The following is a 24958-nucleotide window of genomic DNA, read 5'->3' as shown; positions in this document are numbered from 1 at the left end:
AATTTACTAAAATAATCTTAGCGCTCCATATATTTAACGGATAAGGCTGAGCAATTCGTTGTGGTAGCACCCCTTGATCGATAGGCGTGCTATTGCAAACCTGAAAAATCTAATACGTTAATATGGGCCTTTCGTCTCGGCAAGCTATACCTTTAGGCTCCTGATAGGCTATACAGCTAATGCGTGGAGCGATAAGGGGTGCGTAAATCTCAATGACTGCTTCGTAATCGCGAAGTAGACGGCGTAGCTCCGCCTCATCCGCGTTTTGATGATAAACGAGGTGATTGCGTCCGCAAACGCTTTGCATATCCATCATTTTCCATTGTTTCGCATCGGTGCAAGGGACATGTTGAGCGAGCGCGATAATGGCTCCATATTTTTCATTTGCTAACTTTTCCAGCTCAGGCTCGGGAAGGTTGGCATAAGGATTTTCATGCTGTTCCGCCTTGCTACACGCGCTCAGCGCAAGAGAGAGGCAGCACAGTACGATAAAACAAAGTTTCGTGGTGATAGTCATTGGTGAACATTCTTTCATATCTTTTTTAAGCTCTTTGGGTTTGATATATATCATACGTAGAAGATTTAAATAGCGCGACAGGTTGGGGAGATTAATTTATTGCGCGTGATGCGTACAGGCACTGCTGTACCGTATCGCCGTCGTATATCATGTCTTAACATAGCATCCCATGATTTCACCTGAATCTATAATAATTTTTTAAAAGCTTTTCTGGTCAATCCCAAATATTCCAGGCATAGTGCTACCTTTAAACCATGATGGAAAATTCAAAAGATCCGTTGCACGGGAAGCGGCTGGATGCGATTTTGGAAGAGCTGCTGGAATACTTCGGGAGTTTCGATGAACTTGGTGAGCAAATCAAGATCAAGTGCTTTACAGACAATCCTAGCATAAACTCATCGCTTAAGTTTTTACGAAAAACACCTTGGGCGAGAGCCAAGGTGGAGAGTTTGTATCTGTATATGTTACGACAGAAAAAGAAAAGCGGCTTATAGAAAAGGAAGTAGAGCCGCTAATTAACTTTTGAACACAACGATCTGTTAGCAGGGAGATATCGAGCGAAGAGTACGCGAATACGGAGCTACGCCTCAGGCCTTAGTGCCTTGCGAACGCAACAGACCGACCCGTGCGCGTATCACAGTTATCGACACTACGAAATAAGAAAGGGGCAACATGCTCTTGGCTGATCATTATTTATCGGCGTATCATGCTGCGCAACGTTGTGGAGTTAAACAGCATGATGGCCACGATCAAAATACCATAGGCCATATATTTATGGGGGTCTACCTCTTCTTTAAAAAAAAATATAGCGAGTAGGAAGGCGATAATAGGATTCACATAAAGTAACACGCCCGTCGTGCTTGAAGAAATTTTTGATAGTGCGTACATGCTGAGAAATAACGGGATGATCGTGAAAACCACTGCAATCAAAATGATGGATGTCCAAAACGTAGTCCCGTGAGGCAAAGGATGTCCCTGAATAAATAGGATTGGGATGATAAATAGCGAACAGATGGCCAGTTGTACAGCAAGTACATTGAGTTTGTCGAAGCCCTGCAAGACACGTTGGCTGATCAGATAGAACGCGTACAACGATGCGATACCTAAAGACCACAAACCGTCTATTAGCGAGCCGCTGGCTAACAACCCTACACTAACAAGGGCTAAAGCTAAAGCAATCCACTTGATGACCGAAAGCTGCTCCTTTAGGATGATAAATGCGGCGAAGGTGGTAATCAATGGACAGATCATATACCCGAAGGCGGCCGATTGTACGCTGATATTATTAATGGCGTAAATGTAAGTATACCAGTTGCCAAAGATGCATATAGAGGCAAATAGTGTCAGCCCGACAGCGTTTCGCTTTCCCCGGGCTTCCAGTTCGCGAAAATGATGGAGGTCTTGTTTGAGCGCTTTGCGCCTAAAGACTAAAATATAGCCCCACAGCATTAACAAACCGGAGAGGATGCGGTAATTCAAAATGTCGTCAGCGGACCAGTCCCTTACCCAGCGTACTGGTATAGACATAAACCCCCAAATGAGGGGTGCCAAAAAAGCCGCAAGAAAATAAGTTCTGCGGCTTTCCGTATTTTCAATTTTCTCTGCCACGATTAATCTTTCCAAGCGATTACGGAAATTTCGACGTTTACATTTTTCGGTAAGGTTTTGACGGCGACGCACTCACGAGCGGGCTGATTGTCCGTAAAATACTGCGCATAAACCTCATTGATGGTCGCGAAATCAACCATGTCGTTTATGAAAATACTGGCTTTCACCACATCGTTGAAGCTATAGCCTGCATGTTCCAGAATGGCATGTACATTTTTCAAGACCTGATGCGTTTCATCAGCAACACCTGAGCTAATAAGTTCCATGCTGCCCGGTATCAAGGGAATCTGACCGGAGACGTATAACGTGTGTCCGGCCTTCACCGCTTGGTTATATGGACCAATAGCTGCCGGAGCATTTTCTGTATTTAAAATTTGTTTTTCTGCCATATTGCATCATGTTTATTGTAAAAATGGAATGGTCAATACACCATCTGCCCAGCCGGGTGTTAACGCTTTTGCTTTGCTCCAGAACAAGCAGACGTAGCGATATTGCGGCTATTTCGCGAAAAATACTTTATAGATAATCGCGAGGATAAAAACCGAGATCGCTATAATATTCATCGTCCGCATCGCCCTTAGATTAAATCGAGAGGACTTAGACAGTTCGGGTTGATGGTGTTTCGACTTCATCAGGCTAATTTACAATCCCTAATCTAAAATAGCAATGATGAATTGAACATAAAGCACGAACCTTAATTTTTCCATTCGTTCAAAATTCATTAAATTGTCGGTTTGGACGGGTAGGATGGATTGCAGCTCGTCCGTAAGATAGAAACCTTCGATTATGCAAAAGCAGAAAACAGCGCTCGTCAATGGGCGAATCTTCAATGGTGACGATAGCTTTTTGGGTCATGCTCTACTTTTAGAGGGAGACAGGATTCACGGAATATTCCCCCAGCACGCTATTCCCGAAGACTATATACAATTAGATGTCGATAATGGAAATATCTGTGCAGGGCTTATCGATTTGCAGATTTACGGCACCGGCGATGACCTCTTTTCCGCACAATTGAGTGCGGAGTCGCTGCACAAGATAGAACAGCAAATATTGGCTCAGGGCTGTACTTCTTTTATGATGACCTTAGCCACCAACACCTTATCGGTGTTTAAGGAAGCGATCCGGATTTTCGAAGCTGCCCAGCCGAAAATTGCTTTAGGCTTGCATCTAGAGGGGCCCTTCCTGAATGTGAACAAGAGGGGAGCACATCCGGCAGCGCTGATCTTACCGCCAACGCCAGAAAACATAGATCGGCTGTTGGAAGAAAATCAAGGATCGGTAAAAATGATGACGGTGGCTCCTGAGCTTATCGACAAAGACGCCATAGATTCCTTACTGGAAAGAGGTATTCTATTAAGTGCAGGTCATAGTGCGGCCACTTTCGCCGAAGCTACGGCAGGTTTTCATCGTGGAATAAAGACTACCACCCATCTTTGGAATGCGATGTCTCCATTGCATCACCGCGAGACCGGGCTCCCCGGTGCCACAGTTCAGCACCAAACGACCATGGCTTCCATTATTGTGGATGGTATACACGTGGATTATGAGGCTGTAAAAATCAGTAAACAGCTTATGCAAGACCGCTTGTTTCTTATTACGGATGCGGTTGGGGGCTGTAATGAGGGGGTGTATCAACATGTGCGAAACAACGATCATTATACATTGCCGGATGGTACGCTGAGTGGCTCAGCCCTAACCATGTTGGGCGCTGTAAAAAATTGTGTAGAGCAAGCGGGGATTCCCCTTGAGGAAGCGATCCGCATGGCAACAACATATCCGGCGAGATTAATCGACAGAGAAGATCTCGGAAATTTAAACAGCGCTTCAGTGGCCAACGTATTGGTCTTTGACGCCCATTATAATGTTCAATCTGTTTTTTTTGAGGGCGTTAAGCGTGTGTGATAAATCCCTGCGAGCAGATGAATATTTGGCCAACTTTCGTTAGGTAGGCGTAAAAAGTGTAGTTTTGCAATCTATGAATTTAAAACCGATAAAAAGTACGGTCGCAATGGCGCTCGTCATGTCTGTTGTATTCTTTTCTTGTGCATCGCGTAAGCATAAAAAAGCGGCAAAGGAGTTAAAATCTCCGGCAGTGGAGGTCGTAAAGACGGATAGTGTGCAAGTCAACAAGCCGTTGCCGGCACCTGTTAACAGCCCCGCGGTTAAAAAGTCCGAAAAACCGGCTATTGAAGCACCGCTACGGGTAACACTACCAACCGTGAGTAGGGAATTTCGTGGTGCTTGGGTGGCGACAGTTGCCAACATCAATTGGCCTACACGCGGAAACTATTCCACGGAATCGCAGAAGCGGGAAGCCATTCAACTATTGGATCTTTTAAAGGAAAATAATTTCAATGCCGTAATCTTTCAAGTAAGGCCTTCAGGGGATGCCATGTATGATAGTCCCTATGAACCATGGTCCTACTTCTTGACGGGCACCACAGGCAAACAGCCTTCCCCATACTATGATCCGCTCAGTTTTTGGGTGGAAGAAGCGCATAAGCGTGGGTTGGAGCTTCACGTGTGGATTAATCCTTATCGTGCACATCACGCCAGTGGAGGATCGGTAACGAGTGAGTCCATCGTCAAGAAAGCGCCAGAACTGATGCTGCGTCTACGCAATGGTATGTATTGGTTTGATCCGGCGAATCCGAAAACACAGGATCACGCTGCACGCGTGGTGTTGGATATCGTGAAACGTTATGATATTGATGCTGTGCATTTCGATGATTATTTCTACCCGTATGCGGAATACAATGGTGGCGCTGACTTTCCGGATGATGCGTCGTGGAGCGCTTACCGCAAATCCGGCGGTACGCTGTCACGCCCAGACTGGCGCCGAGATCATGTAAATAAGTTTATCGAACGTGTTTATAAAGGTATCAAGGCCGAAAAAAACTACGTTAAATTTGGCATCAGTCCTTTCGGCATCTGGAAACCGGGCTATCCAGCGGGTATCACAGGTTCTTCGCAATATGATGAATTATATGCAGACGCGAAGTTGTGGCTTAACAAAGGTTGGATCGATTACTTTACACCACAGCTTTACTGGCCTATCCAGCCGGCAAGACAGAGTTTTACGGCCCTTTTACGGTGGTGGGAATCTGAAAATACACAAAAACGGCACCTGTGGCCAGGCTTAAATACAGTGGAAATCCGCTCGCCGAATAAACCGCAGGAAATTGTTAACCAGATCGAAGCCGCCCGCCAGATCGTGCCTAATAGCATGGGCGTGGCACATTGGAGTATCGCTGGATTGACAAAAAACCCTTCCATGCTAAAAGCTATTAAAGAAGGTCCTTACCAACAGAAAGCACTTGTTCCTCGGACACCATGGCTGCAGGCGAATCCGCTATTAGCGCCGACACTCTTATTGACGAATGAGACAAGCAGTGTGTTCGCGAAATGGCTACATAAACAGCCAGACCAAGTGTTTCAATGGATCGCTTATGCCCAATATGGAGATACATGGGAATATGAAATCTTAGATGTGCAGCAAAGCGAAAAAAGCTTTCCAAAAGTAAAAAATGGGAAAAATTTGAAAGCAATAGCCGTAAAAGCCGTCGATCGCTTGAGCAATGAAAGTGATTACATTGCAAAAAAAGCGATGTAGGTTGTATAACGAATAATTTTCTGGAACTGCCTGATTTTTTAAAGGAGTTTTGGTTTTAATGGGAATGAGGATATTAGGATTATTTGTGGTTTTTGTGCTGTGCAATGTGTGCCTTCGTGTGTCAGCACAAGACAGACCTTATATTGTTCAAAAACCAATCCTTTGGGATGCTGAGCGCGACTCCTTATCATTAGAATATATGAGGAACAGGCACGGCATTGAAAATCCATCCGTTGAAATCGTTCCGAAAATGGTAGTCGTCCATTGGACAGACGTATTATCTGTGAATAAAACGATCCGCACGTTTAACCCGGTATATCTCCCCGGCCGGCCTAGCCTGCGCAAAGCAAGTGCGCTCAATGTTTCTGCACACTTTGTTATTGGGCGAGACGGTACGATATTTCAATTGTTGCCAGAGACAACATTTGCAAGACACACCATTGGTTTAAACTATTGCGCTATAGGCATTGAAAACATAGGCTCTGCTCGTTACCCTCTCACGGATGCACAGCTTCAGGCCAATACGCAATTGGTGAAATATCTTATGGCGAAGTATGCCATACAGTATGTCATTGGCCATCATGAATACCAAATATTCAAGAACACCGAATGGTGGAAAGAGACGGACCCCGATTATGTCACCAAAAAATCTGATCCCGGCGACGAGTTTATGGGCCAGTTACGAATTAACCTAGGGCTACAGGGCGATGTCTTTGGCGGAAAGTAATGTGTAGGCCAGATTTTATTGGGCTCCATTGTTTCATAGGTCGTCTGTTGTAGCCGAATGCGACATTTTGTGCGTTTTTGTCCTTGTTTTATGTCTTCGAGGCCCTTTCGGCGCCCTTTTTAGCGAAAATTGTATTTTTTTTGTTTCGTTTTGTTAAAAAAACAGCGTAAAGTTGCAACTGTAACGAAAAAGAGTTAGTATTGCTGAATATAACATCTGGTATTCCTTTTTCCAGATCTAACTAACACAATCGATATGCATAAAGCTCTTCTTTTGACAGTGGCTTTAGGATGTGCAGGCCACAGTTCTTACGCAAATACTGCCACCACAGATTCGGTCATAGCACCCCGTGAATCTCCTAAAACAAGCATTGTCTATCAAAATCAGATTTCCGGGATGGTCAGCGATGCCTCCGGTCCATTAGCAGGGGTCACCGTGACGGTTGTCGGAACATCGATAACTGGTCAGACCGGAGCAGATGGGAAATTTATGATCACAGCACCGGCAGGGAGCACGTTGCGGTTTTCTGCAATAGGTTTCAAGCCCAAGGATGTGACAGCGTCTAATAATCAACTCACGGTTTTTTTGGAAAATGATGACACCTCATTGGATGAGGTCATTGTAACGGCATTAGGGATTAAACGTGAGAAAAGAGCCTTGGGATATGCCGCGCAGGATATTAAAGCTGACGAACTTATGAAAAATAAGAATCCCAATATTATCAATTCCTTAAATGGTAAAATCGCGGGGGTTAATGTCACCAACTCGGGTGGTGCTCCGGGCGCCTCAGCAAATATTATTATTCGGGGCGGTACTTCCTTAGAACGGGATAATCAACCGCTGTTTGTGATCGATGGCGTGCCGATGGATAATTCGACGGGGCAGGGCGATAACTCAGCTTTTGATGGCAATACCAACGCATCCACGACGAATAGCAACAGGGCCATGGATATCAACCCCGAAGACATCGAATCCATTTCGGTGTTAAAAGGGCCTTCGGCCGCAGCCCTGTATGGTTTGCGAGCAGCCGCCGGTGCCGTTATTATCACGACGAAAAAAGGTAAGGATGGAGCTACACAAGCGAGTATAAGCTCTCGTTTTGGCGTAAATTGGGTCAATAAGCTGCCGGAACAGCAATCGATGTTTAAGCAGGGCTCGTATTACAATGGGTCTTTGGTAACCCAGACATTCGAATCGTGGGGAGATCCGTTTGGCGCGAACGAACAACGGTATGATAACATGCGGGATTTCTATGAGCTGGCCAGTTCGTACGACAACTCCTTCAATATTTCGGGTGGTTCTCCAAATGGTAACTTTTATCTTTCTGGATCGAACATCTATCAAACAGGCGTCGTTCCAACAACAGATTTCAACCGCTCGACGGTTCGTTTCAATGGCGAGCAAAAGTTGGGGAGAGTGACCATGGGAGCTAACGTGTCGTATTCGATGAGTGATACCCGGAAAACGTTAACGGGCTCTGGCTTATGGGGATCGGGTGGTAATGGCTATATGGAGGGTGTGTTGCTCTGGCCGGGAAATGATAACATGAAGGATTACTTGAATCCTGACGGATCAAACAAATTGTTACTTCCCGAAATTGCACTAGAGAATAATACGGACAACCCATATTGGCTCATTAATAAAAATCCGCAAAACGATAAGACCGATCGTATTGTCGGAAACGTCTATACCCATATCGATGTTGCGGATTGGTTTGATATTACCTATAGATTAGGGATTGATAATTACACGACGCAGTTTAGCTCGTTAACTTCCGCAGGTTCTAGTGTCAAATTGGAGTGGCAGGATGGGATGATGTCGAATACGGACAAGAAATACCAATACCTGAACAGCAATTTAATGCTGAATTTTAAAAAGCAGATCAATGATTGGGATCTAGGCTTATTACTCGGTACAACGGCAGAAGATACCAAGGTTAAATCCACTTCTGTACGCGGTGAGGGATTCGAGATCAAAGGCTTTGAAAGTATAGAAAACTTTGCTCCAGCCAATAAGTATTATAGACAGGTGTATGACAATAATAGACTTGTGGGGGTCTACGGCGATCTGCGCGTTGGCTATAAAAACTTAGCATTTTTGAACTTTACAGGGCGTAACGACTGGTCATCTACATTACCTTTGGCCAACCGTTCGTTTTTCTACCCATCCGTTTCCACTTCCTTGATTTTTACTGAACTCTTTGAGAAAAACTCCATATTATCTTATGGTAAACTTCGTGCGTCTTGGGCTTCTGTAGGTAAAGATACTCGGCCATACGTCACCAACACCTATTTATTTGGACCGGAATTAACTATTGGGGGCGGTTTCCGAAATCACTGGACCCGCGGCAACGATATCCTTTTACCGGAAAAAACAAATGCTTTTGAGGTTGGTACCGACCTCCGCTTCTTAAACGATCGGATAGGGCTGGAATTTACGTATTACCAAACGAATTCCATTAACCAGATTTTGCAACCACGTGTCTCCAATGCCACCGGCTATATTTTGACCTACTACAACATTGGAGAATTAAATAACCGAGGTGTGGAGTTTACGTTGAATGCAACACCAATAAAACGAGAAAATTTCACATGGAACACCATGCTGAACGTCTCCCATAACACCGGGCGCGTATCTGAATTAATAGGAGGTTTAGACATTTTATATGTTACCGATGTACAAGTCGGTAATGGAAAGGCGGCTTCTTACAACAATGGTGATTTTATGGCTATTAGCGGCTCGGTGTGGCAAACCGATGATGCCGGAAATTTATTGTTGGACTATAATACAGGCAGACCATTGGTAAAGACCACCACAACGGATTATGTGGGTAATAGGGAGCCCGATTTTATTGGCGGATGGAATAATACCTTCAATTACAAAAATTGGGAGTTGTCATTTCTATTTGATTTCAGAAAAGGGGGCGATATCTATAATGCCTCTGATTACCTGATGACCGTTTACGGAACGAGTCAAAGAACGGCGTCTCGGGGCGAGACCATCAGCTTTACGGGAAGTGCACTCAACCCGGCAACACAAGCTTACGAAATGATTACGCGCGATGTGGTGGCTGATGAAGCCTTCTACAAAGACGTCTATAGCAGACATACGCCACATTTTGTGGAGAATGTAAACTGGTGGCGGCTGCGCGCCGTTTCCTTAAGCTATTCGCTGCCTCGCGATCTGCTGGCGCGGACGAAGTTTATAAAGGGCGCGACCTTTAACGCTACGGGAAATAATTTGTGGCTGTTAACGAATTATTCTGGTGTGGATCCGGAGACGAGCGCGGCTGGTGCTGGTGTGGTAGGATCGGGGTCTGCTGGTATAGACTACGCCGGTGTACCAGCAACAGCAGGGTTTACAGTTGGTGTTAATTTAAGATTTTAAAAACCATGAAAAAAATACTTTATATCGTAGCTGCTTCTGCAACATTGATGTTGGGAGCGTGTGATAAATGGCTGGATGTCAATGATAACCCCAATAGTGCCAACGCATCGGTACCCTTGCCGGAGCAGCGATTACCACCCATATTAGCACAATTCGCCGATGGTTATGAAAGTGCGGGCACACGGGCCGTTCATGTAACGCACCAGTTGGCTAATGTATACAGCGCCACCGCGCGTAACTACCTGCTGACCCGCTGGTATTCCGATGCTGCGGCAGCAAACTGGCCTTGGCAAGCTTGGTATGTTAATACAGCCGTCAATATACAACCCATGATCGATAAGGCAGAAGAGCTGGGTGCCTACCATTATATAGGCGTAGGAAAGATTATGAAAGCTTGGGGATTCGGTTATCTAGCGGACTTCTACGGTATTTTGCCCTATCAAGAATTTGATAATCCCGATATCATCAGCCCGGCTTTTGACGATGCCGAATACATTTATGGACAAATTATACCCTTATTAGATGAAGCTGTTGTCGAACTGCAGAAAAACCAAGAAGCGACAGCACCTGCGCTGGCACTGGGTGATACCTACAATGGTGGAAAGGTCGAAAATTGGATCAAACTTGCTTATGGATTGAAGGCACGCTTTCTATCGCATCTAAATAAGAAATCTATTTACAACGAAGACGCCATCTTAGCGGCGCTGGCCAATGCTCCGCAAAGTGAGGAAGAGTCTACCATATTTCAGTATGTGGACCAAACCGAAACTACGGCAGCTACTGTGCAATCTGCATTGCAGTATGTAAATACGTCTGCTTCAACGCGCGTATCGAAACTGTATATCGATTACATTTTAAATCGTTATACCGGTGCGCCTACCGGTTCTCAAAATATGCAAGATCCACGATTTGTGTTGTTAGTCCCACATGCACAGGAACCTGACGGCACTATGCGGGCGACTATTGGTGTAGATTTTTCCTCGCCAGTGGTCCTTAATGGCCCAGCGGCTTATAGTTATTCCGCGGCCACGAACACCTTCAGCAACAGGGATTCCGTATATGTGCAGCTCCGCGAAGCGGTAGCCAACAATGGAAGGGTGTTGTCAACCGGTACGTGGTACAATCACAAAGACTCCAAAGGGCTCTTACTGACTGGCGCGGAAATGAAATTTATTGAGGCGGAGGTTCGCCTACGCCGCGGAGAATCAAGTTTAGCACTTGCTGCCTATAAAAGCGGCATGCGCATACATATGCAAATTATGGACATTGATGCCGCTACGATCGAAAATTTCCTGAATAGCACGTCCGTCGTGCAAAATGCCAGTGCGCTTACGCTAAGTCATGTTATGATCCAGAAATATATCGCGCTGTCATATTCGCCCGAACAATGGGTAGACATGCGTAGGTTGGACTACTGCCTAGACGCGTCAGGAAACTATAATGAAGCGACAGGAGTCTACAAAGGTTATAGAAGGCCGGCGCATGTTTATGCGGATTCTTACCCAACCGCCACGAGTTGGCCGCGCCGTTTTGCAATGGCCAGCTATGAGGTGAATTTTAATAGCGGGCAACTGCGCTTAGCAGCACCGACCTATGATTTGCCGACGTACATCAGTGAACCTGTTTGGTGGGATCGTGCTGACTAAACGGGTCATTTAAAAGATTATTTAACATCCCGAGAGCTCGCTCTCGGGATTTTTTTATGCATAGTAATTCGTTTTAAGCATGGATTTATACCTGTAATCTGTGTATGATACGCTCTCTTTCATCCTTCAAAATGGATGTTTACTATTCGTTTTTATGCTGTTTTATGAAGGAAGGAACTTTCTTTAACTGCGAAATTAAATTGAAAATCGTCACCAATCTTCCGCTAACCCATTGAATTTCGTGGTTTTCTGCTCAAAGTTGCCCTAGATTCCCCGATTTGTCGATCTAAGATTGTTTGCAATAGTTACAAAATTGATTGTTTAAGCTCGAAATGCAACTTTTTTTGAATGTTGTGATCGAATTTATGATATATAAATTTTGTTCAGATTGCACAAAACGGTTTAGCTTGCTCATATTTGCGTTTTTGTTTTTATTTTAAGATAAAATCATTATAAAAGTGCATAAATGTTTGTGATCTTGCTTTTCTTAACTATATTAGTGCAGGTTTTAGCGTGTAGCAATTTTTGTAGTGTGTAAAAACGCAACTAACCAACCTTAATTTGTTTGACCATTTCAATAATTAACTAATCAACCAATGAGAAAATCAATACTATTTTCTTTTGCAATGGGTTTTGTATTATGCACAGATACAAACTTCGCTCGCGCACGAGAACATGTTACTTTTCTTCCGAGTTATCCTTTTGCGCAGCAGGAAACGGTGCGCGGAACAGTTCGGGATGCGCAGGGACCGATTTTTGGAGTCACCGTAACTGTCGTCGGTACGAACACATCAGCAATGACCGGAACAGATGGGAAATTTTCGATCACTGCACCGGAGAAGGCAATTCTGCGATTTACTTCTGTGGGGTATAAAAGCCAAGAGGTAAGAATAACCAAGGACGATCTTGAAATTGTTTTGGAAGCTGATGATAACTCACTCGAACAAGTCGTTGTCGTCGGTTATGGACAACAGAAGAAAGCAAACTTGACGGGGGCAGTTTCATCTGTGGACGTTGAAAAAACATTAGGAAGTAGACCGATCCCCGATTTTGCCCGAGGATTGCAGGGAGCCATCCCGGGGTTGTCTATCCAAATACCTAGCGGCGAGGTTGGGTCTAACCCGGTCATGCGTATACGTGGACAAATCGCATCACAAAATGGATCCAGTAACCCTTTGGTCTTGGTAGATAACGTGGAAGTGCCGAATGTTCAGGTTGTCAATCCTGACGACATAGAGACAATTACTGTGTTGAAAGACGCGGCAGCCAGTTCAATATACGGGGCAAAGGCAGCGTTTGGTGTAATCTTAATTACGACAAAAAAGGGTGCAAAAAGTGATCGGACAGACGTAACCTATTCGGGGAACTACTCCTTACAATCACCTTTTACAGATATACAATTGGCTGGGGTCGAGGGGCTGCAGTACACGTTGGATGCTCACGACAATATGAAACAAGCCGGGCCTGCAGGTGGGTTTTGGAGGCTCAATTGGGAGAGTTTTGAAAAGATTAAGCAATGGCAAGAAAAATATGGCGGTACAGTGAAAAATAGTGATCCTGTTGTTTACGGCCGAGATTGGTACTTTGATGGAGTCGATAAATACGGCTATCGTGTCTACGATGCGGCAGATGCCATGATCAAAGACCGAGCTTTCTCCCATCTACATAATGTTGGATTGAATGGTAAACGAGGAGATACCCAATATAATTTTTCAGTGGGGTATCTTGGACAAGAAGGGATGATGAAACCTGCGCAACACGATGACTATACGCGATTAACATCGAACCTCAATGTGTCAACAAAGGTTTCCGATTTTCTTACGTTACGAGGTGGCGCTAGATATGCCGATGGAACCAAAAGGTATCCCAATTCTACGAATTCAGGTGGTTTTACTGCTGACCCATGGCTTTACTTATATCGTTGGAGTTCACTCTTTCCAATAGGGGTCAAAGAAAACGGAGTTGACCTGCGTGATCCAGCTACGGACGCTTCCTTGGCGCATACCACAGACAAACGCGACCGTTTCATCAATCTTAATCTGGGAACAACCGTGCAGCTGGCAAAAAATTGGGATGTACAGGCTGATTATGCCTATACCTCCCAAATTAATACCTTGTTTCGTTCGCAGCCCACTATTACTGCTGCAGAGCCGTGGTACAACCCCGTCATATGGAATGATGAACTTGGTAATCGCATCTTTGTCGATGAAAATGGCAATCCGACCGATAATGGTGGTTTGCCAGGCTATAAATTTCCTTTAGTCAATTATGGTACTAAAGCAAACTCTTACGTATATCGCGATGCCTTCGACGCACAAAAGCATACGTTCAACGCATTCACTACGTTTCAAAAAAGCTTCGCGGATGCCCATGATCTTAAGATTATGTTGGGAACCAATATTGTTGCGGACAATCAACAATCAAACTGGTCGAACAGAACGGAGCTTATCAATAACGACAACCCACAATTTAATTTTGCGACGGGCGTGCAAACATCGGGCGGTACAGCTGACTGGCAGTCACAGTTTGGTGTTTTTGGTCGTGTAAACTATGCGTTCAAGGACAAATATTTGCTCGAAGGAAACTTACGCTACGACGGTACTTCCCTCTTCCCGGAGCGTCTCCGTTGGAGATGGTATCCATCGGCATCTGCGGGTTGGGTTGCTAGTAATGAGTCGTTCATGGAGCCGCTAAATCCAGTATTAAGTTTCTTGAAATTTAGAGGATCGTATGGGGTCATAGGTGATCAGTCGGTGTCCAACGGACTTTACTGGGCGCGGATGGCTATAACCCAAAATAATTGGCTGACATCCGATGGACAAAAGTTTTTTCAATTGGGAACGCCGAATCTTATATCCGATGGGATAGGATGGCAAAACATTGAACACCTGAATTTAGGAGCTGATGTACGGTTATTCAACAACAAATTAGGCTTTGTCTTCGAATGGTACCAACGCTCGACAAAAGATATGATTACCGGCGGCGACGCACTGCCCGCAACCTTAGGTGCATCAGCGCCCAATGGAAATTACGGCGACTTACGTACACGAGGTTGGGAAATTGCGGCGGATTATAGTCACCAATTTGCGAGTGGTCTTCGCTTAACCGTGAATGCTAATCTTGCCGATGCTGTAACCATGATTACAAGGGCTGCAGACCAAAATACGCCATTTGAAAATAGAAATATTCACAACACCTGGGTTACGGGCAAGCGTTATGGCGATGTGTACGGTTATGTAACGGATCGACTGTATCAAAAAGAAGATTTTATATATGACGCGAACGGTAATTTCACGCAGACCACCATTGTTTTTGACGGTAACGCCAAGCGAACCAATATGCTTGCAGGTGACAACCCCATCTATCAAACATTTTTCGAAGACGGCAACCAAATATTGTTGATGTCTCCGGGCGACGTGAAATTCGTTGATGTAAATGGAGATGGTTATATCACACCGGGGAACAACACCTTTGGTAACATGGGCGATCAAGTTGTTATCGGCAACACCACTCCTCGTTATGATTTTGGGTTTAGATTGGGCGCAGATTACAAAGGATTTGATTTGGCAGTCTTCGTACAAGGAATTGGCGAAAGAAAAATTTGGGGCGATGGCCAACTTGCTATCCCAGGCTATTTTGCCAAGGAAGGAGGGATGCCTAAAGTTTTTGCCACCGACTATTGGCGTGAAGATCGCACGGATGCTTTTTATCCACGAGCTTGGAACTACAATGGGTCAAATTCGAGTTTCGTGATGCGGCCACAAACAAAGTATATGTTGGATATGGCATACGTTAGAATCAAGAATATCACTTTCGGTTACACTGTGCCCTCACAACTGCTGAATAGAATTCACCTTTCGAAAGCTAGAATATATGTATCGTTAGAAAACATGTTCACATTCGATAATCTTCGTGGTTTGCCGATTGACCCGGAGACAATCTCGGGAAGTTCAATGTTGTTGTCTGGCGGGAATTATAACCTTGGCCGAACCGGTACGGCAAATCCGGCGTTCAAATCGGCGTCCATGGGTATTCAGATTGGTTTATAGTAAAATTGAAGAAAAATGAAATTATCAAAGATAACATATGCTATCGTAGCGCTATCCACCTTGTTAACAAGCTGCGATAAATTTTTAGACAGACCGCCATTGACTACAGAACAGGACGAGACAGCCTGGGTAACGGAAGACAACGTCAGGCTGTATGCCAATAAGTTCCTGCCTGATTTCTTTGTAGGCTACAACACGGGCTTCACCACGACTTCAGCTCCTTTACTAGGTTTTTCTTTTAGTGACGATATGCTTTCACTTGGTAACCAAAGTAATTTTACACGATCGGTACCGATAAGTTCAATTTGGAGTTATACCAATGTTCGGTCGTTGAATGTGATGATTGACCGTGTAGAAAATAGAATGGCCACCGTTTTGTCGGACGAAGCCAAGCAACATTGGTTAGGGGTCGCTAGGTTTTACCGAGCTTGGCGCTATGCGCAGTTGGTGTTTAGTTACGGTGATGTGCCTTATTATGATTATCCGGTTAGCGATACGGATTTAGATGCACTCTTTAAACCCAGAGATCCGCGCGATGTTGTTATGGATGCCGTGTTTGACGACCTAACCTTCGCTCTTGAAAATGTCAGACTAAATGATGGGGATCAAAACCTTAATAGATACGTTGTCGCTGGTATGATCACACGTTTAGCCTTGCAGGAGGGAACATGGCAGAAATATCACTATGAAAATAATGCGAGGGCACAAAAATTTCTGGAACTCGCTGTTTCGGCTGCCAATTTCCTTATGAATAGTGGCAGGTATGATATCGTCACGGAATACCGTACACTGTTCACCTCAGAAAGTCTTAAGGATAATAAAGATTGTGTATTTTACCGTCATTATGATGAGGCTATCGGCGTGCAGCATGCTATCGCTACATACTCCAATTTGAGAGAGACCCTTGCAATCGGAGCAACGACAGATCTTTTTAAGTCGTATTTATGTACCGATGGTCGCGTTTGGGAAAACTCTTCACTAAATGATGCTGCTAAATTTGACTTGGCCAGTATGATAAAGACCCGAGATCCACGCTTCGAAGCAACTTTTCATCGGAATCCGTCGGCGCTGAACAGAGCTTCCTTATTTTATGTAACGAAATTCCTGCCTCGGAATATTGAAACCATACATGAAAACCCAGCAAACGCACCGGTCGTCAATTTTACTTCCAATCGCAATACAACAGATTATCCCGTGCTGCGTTATGCAGAGGTTTTGCTAAACTGGGTTGAAGCGAAATTTGAATTATCCACTTTAGGAAGTGCTGCCGTGACACAAGATGATATTGACAAGAGCATTAACAAAATTAGGCAACGTCCTATTGCTGCAGAGGCCGCGGCCAGAGGCGTACAAAAAACCGCTGCTCTATCACTAGGAGCTATTCCATCTGATCCGCAGCGCGATATTACGGTCGCGGCATTGCTTTGGGAGATACGCAGAGAACGGCGGATGGAATTTGCTTTTGAATACTCCCGGCTTGCCGATTTAGAGCGCTGGAAGAAACTAGAATATATGGATACACAGTTAAATCCAGATTTGCTTTCCGGTGGTTGGGTTAATTTTCAAGCGCAGCTCCCAGCGCTTATAAATGCCGATCTTGGTGTTGTATCCCTCAATGGCACTTATGTACCTTACAACGGGTCAAATGCAGCGCTCATGAGTGGATTCTACAGGCATCGCAGCAATGCCGATAGATTACCATTTTTAAACCAAACGAATATTAATCCGTATCTCTCTCCGGTAGGACGAAACCAGATCGATGACTATCAGGCGCGAGGCTATGCACTTCAACAAACTCAGGGCTGGCCTCAGAACTAAATACAGAATTATTAAACCGAATGAAGATGAAAAATTATATTCTAAAACGCCGTGGCATAGCTTATGGATGGCTGCTATTGAGCATAATAACGCTATTCTTGAACGGCTGTAAGGATGATTTTCCGCAGAATGTAGCATCGAGCAACTATACGGAACTTTCTACGATAAAAATAATGAATGCAGGCTCCAACGGGTCCACGGTGGTGGAAGGCGTCATTGATGAAGATCGTAAAACAATTTCTTTTCCAAGATTAGATCCGGAGACTGACTTTTCAAATATCCGTTTTGAAGCAACGCTATCCGATGGTGCAAAGTTGGATAGGGAAAATTATGTTTTTCCCTTCGTAGAAGGAGATTCTGAAAAGACTATTGTCGTCAAGGTGACTAATGCAGCTCGATTTAAAGAGTACTTTGTCACGTTACGCTTACGTATACCTGTTTTTGGCGCGGATGTTTCTAAAAGAAAAGTGTTCGATTTTACGAACAATGAGTTGGGAAATCCTATTTACGAGACCTTTGTATCTGCATTGACTAGAGGCTCGGGCTTTGACGGCGAACATGTTTTAATTGTCACGCGACATGCTGCTGGTTCACATTTATTGAAAGTCAGTGATTTACGTGATGGTGTTGCCAACAAAATCCCACTTAACATGACTGGTGTATCGCAAGGAACCTTCGCTGTATCGACGGGAGATATTGTCAATGGGCACACATACATTGCAAATTTGTCTGGGAATACGGCAGCCAGTCCGTTGAAAATCTATCATTGGACAAATCCTGCTGTTGCACCAGAGGTGATAGCGAATATCAATGTTGGACAGATTGCAGGTGCTGGCGTACGGCATGGTGATAACTTCACTATCAATTTGGATGATTCGGGTAATGGCTTTATTTTTCTCGGTGATAATGCTGGTACGAAGGTGTTGAGGCTTCGTGTGTCCAATTACACAACGGTCGGTAATCCCCTCGTTATCACATCAACGATCAACGTGGGTTCTTGGAGTTCATTCACACAGGTGGGGAATACGGATAACTACCTGTTCACGGGCCACGATGCGCCGATTATGGTTGTAAATAGCGCCGGTGCCCTGACCCACACCCTAGGCAGAACCGCTATTCCCATTCGGAGTTCAGCCGCGCGGGTAGTTGAGTTTAATGGTGAGCGTTATTTACTAACAACAACTGCCGCCCGTACCGGATCTGAAGGCACGGTAATGTATCTGTATGATATTACGCGTGGGACTGGAATTGTTGATGCTTTAACCGCTTTCGAGCAATCCGAGCGAAGACCGCTGTTGGAATACTCGTTCCTTGGCCCAGCAAATACTTCGCCTTCCACACAGACAGGATGGGCTGTAATAAAAGATGAAGAAGGGAAGGACGAAACCCTGTTACTTTATTCAGGAGCTAGCGATGCAGGGTTTGTCGTAATGGAATTACCGAAAAAAGAACCAGAAGACTAAATTAAAAATGGTAAGCACTTAACGAATGTGTGGTGCTTACCTTATCATATTAAACCTAATAGATCAAAAGCGATGTACACTACTGTAAAAAGAAAAGCAGCAATATTTGCCTGTTTCTTAGGTGCTTTGTTGGTAAGCGCGTGTAGCAAAAGTAGCGATGCTCCAGCTCCGGAGCCGATGCCTCCAACAGGTGTGGAGCAACTATTGTTCCCCAAGAAGGAAATGCGAGCCGTGTGGATCACTACTGCATGGGGACTGGATTGGCCATTGAATGATTACACGCAGGTAGGGCAGAAACAGAAATATATCCAGTATTTAGATAAATTTCAAGAAATGGGTATCAATGCTGTTTTTTTTCAAGTCCGCGCGATGGGTGATGCCTATTACACCTCGGCCTATGAGCCTTGGAGCGCTTCATTAACCGGGGTTAGAGGAAATAATCCTGGATATGACGTTATGAAGTTTTTAATTGATGAGGCACATGCACGAGGCATTGAATTTCATGCTTGGATGAACCCGTATCGCATTGCCACCCGTTCGGGAACAGGGACTGCCTATCCTGCCTTACACAATTCCATAAACGCTAGTTGGGTCGTAAGTCATGAAAAAATACAGATCTATAACCCGGCACGTCCAGAAGTACGCGAGCGTATCGCAAACATCGTGAAGGAATTGATATCTAACTATCAAGTAGATGGTGTGCATTTAGACGATTATTTCTACCCAGATCCTGCTTCTGCAGGTACTATGGTTTCGGATCAGCAAGATTACCAGACGTACGGATCTGCGTTTAGTAGTATTCAAGCATGGAGACGTGATAACGTAGATAAAGCGATTGAAGGAATACATAAGATGATCGTGAGTACGAAACCGAACGTAGTCTTTTCTATATCGCCGGCAGCGAACAAAGATTACAATTACAACACCCTGTATGCTGATTTAGGGAAGTGGTGTCAACAGGGTTGGGTAGACCTTTTAATTCCGCAGCTTTATCAAGAGATTGGGAATGCCTCAAATAATTTCCAAACCAATCTGGGTATTTGGGCACAATATAATTACACTGCAGCATTGGTTATCGGTCATGGGTTGTACAAATTTGGAGACCCGACACAACCTGCAGCTTTTCAGAATACACAGGAACTGGAGAAGCAATTTAATTTAACAAAGTTGAATAAAAAATCGGTGGGCAGCGCAATGTATAGTGCACGTTATATTCTTGATAATAAAATCGGCATTGCAGATAAGCTGGCTAGCTTGTATGCCAACCCCGGAGTAATGCCATTTATGGGCAGAAGTGTCGCTCCTGCGCCTGCGGTTCCTGGAAATCTGCGTTTGGAGGCAAATACCTTACATTGGTCAAATAACTCTGGAAGATCCGTAATATACAGGTTTACAGATCTCAAGGCAGAGGGGCAAGTGTTTGCCATAACCACTGAAAACAGTGTGTTATTAACCCAACAGGGGTTTTATGTCGTCACTGCCTTGAACGAAGATAATCAAGAAAGTACAGGTACAAATCCTTTGGAAAGAAAGTAGGTTTAACAACATAACTATAGGAGTTTGATTAAGATAAATCTTTCGTGTACGATCAAAAGCATTTGCTTTGGCTTATTGCTATGTCCGATTTTTTCGTTTGCCCAGCAATCCTTCAAGTTTGCGCAAGTGACGGATACACATGTGGGTGGAGCTACCGGTGCTGACGATTTACGGCGAACGGTGGAAGATCTCAACAAACAGACAGATATTGACTTCGTCATACTTTCAGGCGATGTGACAGAGTTTGGGGCAGATGATGAGTTGCACTTGGCCAAGCAAATTTTGGATAGCCTACAGCTTCCATTATATGTTATTCCTGGAAACCACGATAGCAATTGGTCGGAAAGTGGCGCTAATTCATTCCGCAAGGTGTTTGGTAGCGAAACGTTTTTCTTTCGGCACAAAGGCTATATGTTTATGGGAACGACGTCGGGGCCTAACATGCGTATGGGGCCAGGGCAGATTCCACGTGAAAACCTGGTGTGGATGGACTCAGTGTTCGCTGCTAATCCAGATGTGGAGACACCCCTTATTTACATCAATCATTATCCACAAGATTCTTCGCTGAATAACTGGTATGAAGCAATCGATCGATTGAAAAAGCGCAATGTGCAGCTGATGATGTGCGGGCACGGGCATATTAACAAAGTATACGATTGGGAAGGGATCCCGGGCGTGATGGGGCGATCCAACTTGCGCGCGAAAGATGCGGTTGGCGGATATAACGTTATTCAGATAGCAGATGGCGAAGCCCGATATGAGGTTCGTAAACCGCAGGCGCTGGAGCGAGTAACTTGGGCAAAGATACCTTTGCTGAATCATCATTTTGAGAAAGAAACGGAACACTTTAAAAGGCCTAACTATGACGTTAATAATGTATCAGCAGCGCGTGTTGAAGAGGTTTGGCGGTATCAAGATGTCGCTGATTTAGGAGCCGGGTTCGCACACTATAAAAAATTATTGATCACAGGTAATACTGCGGGAACCGTTTTCGCTATCCATTCCGATGACGGAAAGAAAATGTGGTCTTTCCAAACGGGAGGTAAAATTTACTCTACGCCGGCAGTTTGGAAGAATACCGTTGTCGTTGGTTCGTCCGATGGGCATATCTATGGGCTCGATGCCCGTAGCGGTGCCGAACGATGGCGGTTAAAGACTGCGAAAGCTGTATTAGGAAGTCCTGTTATAGCGAACGGCATCGCTTTCATTGGCGCTTCAGATGGCGTGTTTCGAGCAGTAGATGTGGCATCTGGGCAAGTCAAATGGCTTTTTGATCAAGTCAGTGGCTACGTATCCGCGCGGCCTACTTTGTCTCGCGATTTCGTGATTTTCGGCTCTTGGGGCAATGGGTTTTACGCTTTAAATCAGAAAACGGGAGCGTTGGAATGGAGCTGGAATAATGGGAATAGCAATCGCATGTTTTCTGCGGCAGCCTGCTATCCCATTGCCGTGCACGATCGTATTTTCGTCGTGGCGCCTGATCGTTACATGACTTGCTTAAATGCCGAAAATGGAAAGGTAATTTGGCGGGAAAAAAGAGATAGCATCCGTGTGCGAGAGTCGATGGGACTATCCGCTGATAAACGTTATGTCTACGTAAAAACGATGGATGGGAATGTTCTTGGCATGGATTCAAAAAGTTCGAAGATGCATGTTGGCTGGCAATCCGCATTACAGCTTCCTTATGAGCTTAATCCATCCGCTATAGCTACCCTAGGCAAACAGGTGCTTGTGCCAAGCCATGCAGGTGTTATTTCCGGGGTTGACAACTTTAGCGGCGACGTTTTGTGGCAATATAAACTGTCCAACGCGCTGATCAACCCGCTTTTGGTGACAAGAAAGGATGATATTGTGGTGTCAGCAATGGATGGCGTTATCGTAAAATTAAAGATCCATTAACCGCAGGTGATCCGTCTTCAGAACGCTCAACCTCGGTCAATGCATACGCCCGTTTTTAACGAGCGTTTAGTAACCCTGGTAAAAAATGGTAACAAAAAAATTACTTTTTTTTCCAAGCGCATTCAAAATACATATTAAAATATCTATGTTTGACGTTTAGTAAAGGGGTGATTTGCAAATTGAGGGGAAATCAAATCTTTTTGAATGATATTTTATCGCCTGCATATGGGGGTGGTATTAAGGGAGAGGAAAGCGAAAAAAACGTTGCGTTTTTGTGCGTGTTTCTATTTGAAATTTGCATATTTGTATAATCGAATAAGTATAGATTTTTGCTGTAACATATGATACGAATTACGGAAAAGGAGTCAAATTATCAAGACTTAGATAAAATGTCTGTTCATGATCTTTTAACGAATATGAACAACGAAGATAAAACAGTTCCCCAAGCGGTGGAGCAGGCTATTCCGCAATTGGAAGCATTAGTCGCTGTTACGGTTGAAAACATGAAGCAGGGAGGACGTTTGTTCTACATTGGGGCAGGCACTAGTGGCCGCTTGGGCATCCTGGATGCTTCAGAATGCCCGCCTACCTTTGGTGTTCCATTTGATTGGGTTATCGGACTCATTGCTGGTGGCGATACGGCCATTCGGAAAGCCGTGGAATTTGCGGAAGATGATACCGAGCAGGCCTGGAAAGATATGCAAGAGTATGGTATGAGCAAGCATGACGTCGTTATCGGTATTGCCGCGTCGGGAACGACACCTTATGTTGTGGGGGGCTTAAAACGCGCAAATGAAGAGGGCTTGGTTACGGGCTGTATTGTTTGCAATAGCGGTTCTCCAATCGCAGAAGTAGCGCAGTATCCTGTCGAAGTAGTTGTCGGTCCTGAATTTGTAACAGGCTCTACACGGATGAAGTCGGGCACGGCGCAAAAGCTGATTTTAAACATGCTGAGTACCTCGGTGATGATCCAGATGGGGCGCGTCAAAGGAAATAAGATGGTGGATATGCAGCTGTCAAATATTAAACTTGTGGCGCGTGGTGTGCGGATGGTTATGGATGAGACCGGCGCAGATGAAGAGACCGCTACGGCCTTACTGGAACGTTACGGAAATGTCCGCGAAGCGATAGAAAATAGTAAAGCTTTTAAAGAGTAGTGGCTATCCACTACTCGCTAACCCATACTTACTTTTCAGTTATTAACGATGTCACCACTTATACTCCTCGCCTTTTTATTCGTTTATTTTGGAATGCTGCTCAGTGTTTCTTACTTCACATCAAGAAACACCTCCGATAATTCCACGTTCTTCGTCGCAAACAGAAATTCCAAATGGTACATGGTTGCCTTTGGGATGATTGGAACTGCGCTATCTGGCGTTACTTTTATCTCTGTTCCCGGTGCCGTTGGCACATCCAATTTTAGCTATTTCCAGTTTGTGCTGGGGAACGCGCTTGGCTTCCTAGTCATAGCCTACGTGTTATTGCCACTATATTACCGCATGAACTTAACCTCCATCTATACCTATCTAGAGGAGCGATTAGGGCACAAAAGCTATAAGACGGGTGCCATGATTTTTTTGGTTTCCCGAACTATTGGATCAGCCTTTCGGCTTTACCTTGTGGCTATTATCCTGCAAAAGTTCATCTTTGATGCATGGAGCGTTCCTTTTGGAGTTACCGTCGCGGGATGTTTAATCTTAATCTGGCTCTACACGAATAAGGGTGGATTAAAGACGATTATCATTACCGACACCTTACAAACATTTTGTTTGCTATTGGCGGTGCTCCTGTCTATCTATTTCATGGCTGATGGTCTTGGCCTTACTGTTTTGCAAGCCTTCGAACGCGTTAAAGATAGCTCCTACGCACAGATATTTGTTTGGGAGGATTTTTTAGGGAATAAAAGCCATTTTTGGAAACATGTAATCGGCGGCGCATTTGTGACGATAGCCATGACAGGTTTGGATCAAGATCTTATGCAGAAGAACTTGAGCATGCGCACCATTGGTGAGGCGCAAAAGAATATGTTGACATTCACCAGCGTTTTTGTCGTTATCAACCTCTTTTTCCTGGCTGTAGGCGCTTTGTTGTATATCTACGTAGGTGATAAGGGTATTGATATCTCGATGCTGCGCACCCCTGATTATTTGTATCCGGAGATCGCGTTGAATAGCCTTTCGGTAGCTGCAGGTATCGTTTTCATGATGGGGTTAACAGCAGCGACATTCGCTACCACAGACTCGGCGTTGACCGCCTTGACAACTTCGTACTGCGTCGATTTTCTGAACTTCAATAAAAAAGAAAACCCGAACGACCCCGCCTTGGTGCGACAACGAAATGTCGTTCACTTTGTATTCAGTGTCGTGATGCTGATTGTTATCCTGCTTTTCCGCTTAATCAATGACGACTCAGTCGTGACCGCCATCTTTACCGCCGCTAGTTACACCTATGGTCCGTTATTGGGGCTATTTGCTTTTGGTATTCTTACCCGATACGCCGTGAATGACAAATTGGTGCCGTATTTTTGCTTGATCTCGCCAACGATTTGGTTTGTTTTAAATACGTACTATATCATTCCGCATACATCGTATCGCATAGGCTTTGAGCTTATTGTATACAATGCGCTGACGATCATCCTGATGCTATTTGCTACCTCTCCTGGTAGGCTAGCGAAGGGAGCACATAAATTTTAAAA

Annotated in this window: 17 protein-coding genes; 13 read left to right on the top strand and 4 right to left on the bottom strand. The window is 44.6% G+C overall.

The genetic code is table 11. The features are described 5' to 3' along the window. Window positions 1-109: 109 nt before the first annotated feature. On the bottom strand, window positions 110-571 hold the full coding sequence (locus B0I21_RS18325) for a hypothetical protein (protein ID WP_133641944.1): 462 nt from the start codon (window positions 569-571) through the stop codon (window positions 110-112). 200 nt (window positions 572-771) lie between these two features. Between B0I21_RS18325 and B0I21_RS18320 the strand changes: the two genes are divergently transcribed. Continuing rightward, window positions 772-1011 (top strand): VF530 family protein, encoded by a 240-nt coding sequence (locus tag B0I21_RS18320; protein ID WP_208292393.1) that lies wholly within the window; start codon window positions 772-774, stop codon window positions 1009-1011. 199 nt (window positions 1012-1210) lie between these two features. On the opposite strand, the gene B0I21_RS18315 is transcribed toward B0I21_RS18320, so the two are convergent. From B0I21_RS18315 to B0I21_RS20505, 3 genes are all read right to left on the bottom strand, one after another. Continuing rightward, window positions 1211-2125, bottom strand: coding sequence for an EamA family transporter (locus B0I21_RS18315; protein WP_133641943.1), 915 nt, complete (start codon window positions 2123-2125; stop codon window positions 1211-1213). 2 nt (window positions 2126-2127) lie between these two features. Further along, window positions 2128-2514 (bottom strand): RidA family protein, encoded by a 387-nt coding sequence (locus B0I21_RS18310; protein ID WP_133641942.1) that lies wholly within the window; start codon window positions 2512-2514, stop codon window positions 2128-2130. A 108-nt stretch (window positions 2515-2622) separates the two neighbouring features. Then, a complete protein-coding gene (locus B0I21_RS20505) occupies window positions 2623-2757 on the bottom strand; it encodes a DUF6728 family protein (RefSeq protein ID WP_317130199.1) in 135 nt (44 codons plus the stop codon). Between the two features lie 154 nt (window positions 2758-2911). Between B0I21_RS20505 and nagA the strand changes: the two genes are divergently transcribed. From nagA to B0I21_RS18250, 12 genes are all read left to right on the top strand, one after another. Continuing rightward, a complete protein-coding gene (gene nagA / locus B0I21_RS18305; RefSeq protein ID WP_133641941.1) occupies window positions 2912-4027 on the top strand; it encodes an N-acetylglucosamine-6-phosphate deacetylase in 1116 nt (371 codons plus the stop codon). 73 nt (window positions 4028-4100) lie between these two features. Then, window positions 4101-5738 carry a glycoside hydrolase family 10 protein gene (locus tag B0I21_RS18300; RefSeq protein ID WP_133641940.1) on the top strand — a complete coding sequence of 546 codons (1638 nt, stop codon included), beginning with the start codon at window positions 4101-4103 and terminating at the stop codon, window positions 5736-5738. A 199-nt stretch (window positions 5739-5937) separates the two neighbouring features. Further along, window positions 5938-6465, top strand: coding sequence for an N-acetylmuramoyl-L-alanine amidase (locus tag B0I21_RS18295; protein ID WP_243836245.1), 528 nt, complete (start codon window positions 5938-5940; stop codon window positions 6463-6465). 255 nt (window positions 6466-6720) lie between these two features. Beyond that, complete coding sequence (locus B0I21_RS18290; RefSeq protein WP_133641938.1) at window positions 6721-9852, top strand: SusC/RagA family TonB-linked outer membrane protein; 3132 nt, start codon at window positions 6721-6723, stop codon at window positions 9850-9852. Between the two features lie 5 nt (window positions 9853-9857). After that, on the top strand, window positions 9858-11498 hold the full coding sequence (locus B0I21_RS18285) for a SusD/RagB family nutrient-binding outer membrane lipoprotein (protein WP_133641937.1): 1641 nt from the start codon (window positions 9858-9860) through the stop codon (window positions 11496-11498). A gap of 596 nt (window positions 11499-12094) precedes the next feature. Continuing rightward, the gene (locus tag B0I21_RS18280) at window positions 12095-15547 is read left to right on the top strand and encodes a SusC/RagA family TonB-linked outer membrane protein (protein ID WP_133641936.1); all 3453 of its coding nucleotides are present in this window, start codon (window positions 12095-12097) and stop codon (window positions 15545-15547) included. Between the two features lie 15 nt (window positions 15548-15562). Beyond that, window positions 15563-17365, top strand: a complete 1803-nt coding sequence (locus B0I21_RS18275; protein WP_133641935.1) for a RagB/SusD family nutrient uptake outer membrane protein — start codon at window positions 15563-15565, stop codon at window positions 17363-17365. Window positions 17366-17391: 26 nt separating this feature from the next. Beyond that, complete coding sequence (locus B0I21_RS18270) at window positions 17392-18828, top strand: DUF4623 domain-containing protein (RefSeq protein ID WP_133641934.1); 1437 nt, start codon at window positions 17392-17394, stop codon at window positions 18826-18828. Window positions 18829-18900: 72 nt separating this feature from the next. After that, window positions 18901-20364, top strand: a complete 1464-nt coding sequence (locus B0I21_RS18265) for a glycoside hydrolase family 10 protein (protein ID WP_133641933.1) — start codon at window positions 18901-18903, stop codon at window positions 20362-20364. Between the two features lie 24 nt (window positions 20365-20388). Next, window positions 20389-22263, top strand: coding sequence for an outer membrane protein assembly factor BamB family protein (locus B0I21_RS18260; RefSeq protein WP_243836243.1), 1875 nt, complete (start codon window positions 20389-20391; stop codon window positions 22261-22263). Between the two features lie 341 nt (window positions 22264-22604). After that, on the top strand, window positions 22605-23420 hold the full coding sequence (gene murQ, locus B0I21_RS18255; RefSeq protein ID WP_133641932.1) for an N-acetylmuramic acid 6-phosphate etherase: 816 nt from the start codon (window positions 22605-22607) through the stop codon (window positions 23418-23420). A gap of 48 nt (window positions 23421-23468) precedes the next feature. Further along, complete coding sequence (locus tag B0I21_RS18250) at window positions 23469-24956, top strand: sodium:solute symporter (RefSeq protein ID WP_133641931.1); 1488 nt, start codon at window positions 23469-23471, stop codon at window positions 24954-24956. Window positions 24957-24958 lie beyond the last annotated feature (2 nt).

This window comes from Sphingobacterium paludis, from assembly GCF_004364125.1.
GTDB lineage: Bacteria > Bacteroidota > Bacteroidia > Sphingobacteriales > Sphingobacteriaceae > Sphingobacterium > Sphingobacterium paludis.
This window is presented reverse-complemented; position numbering and strand designations above follow the sequence as displayed.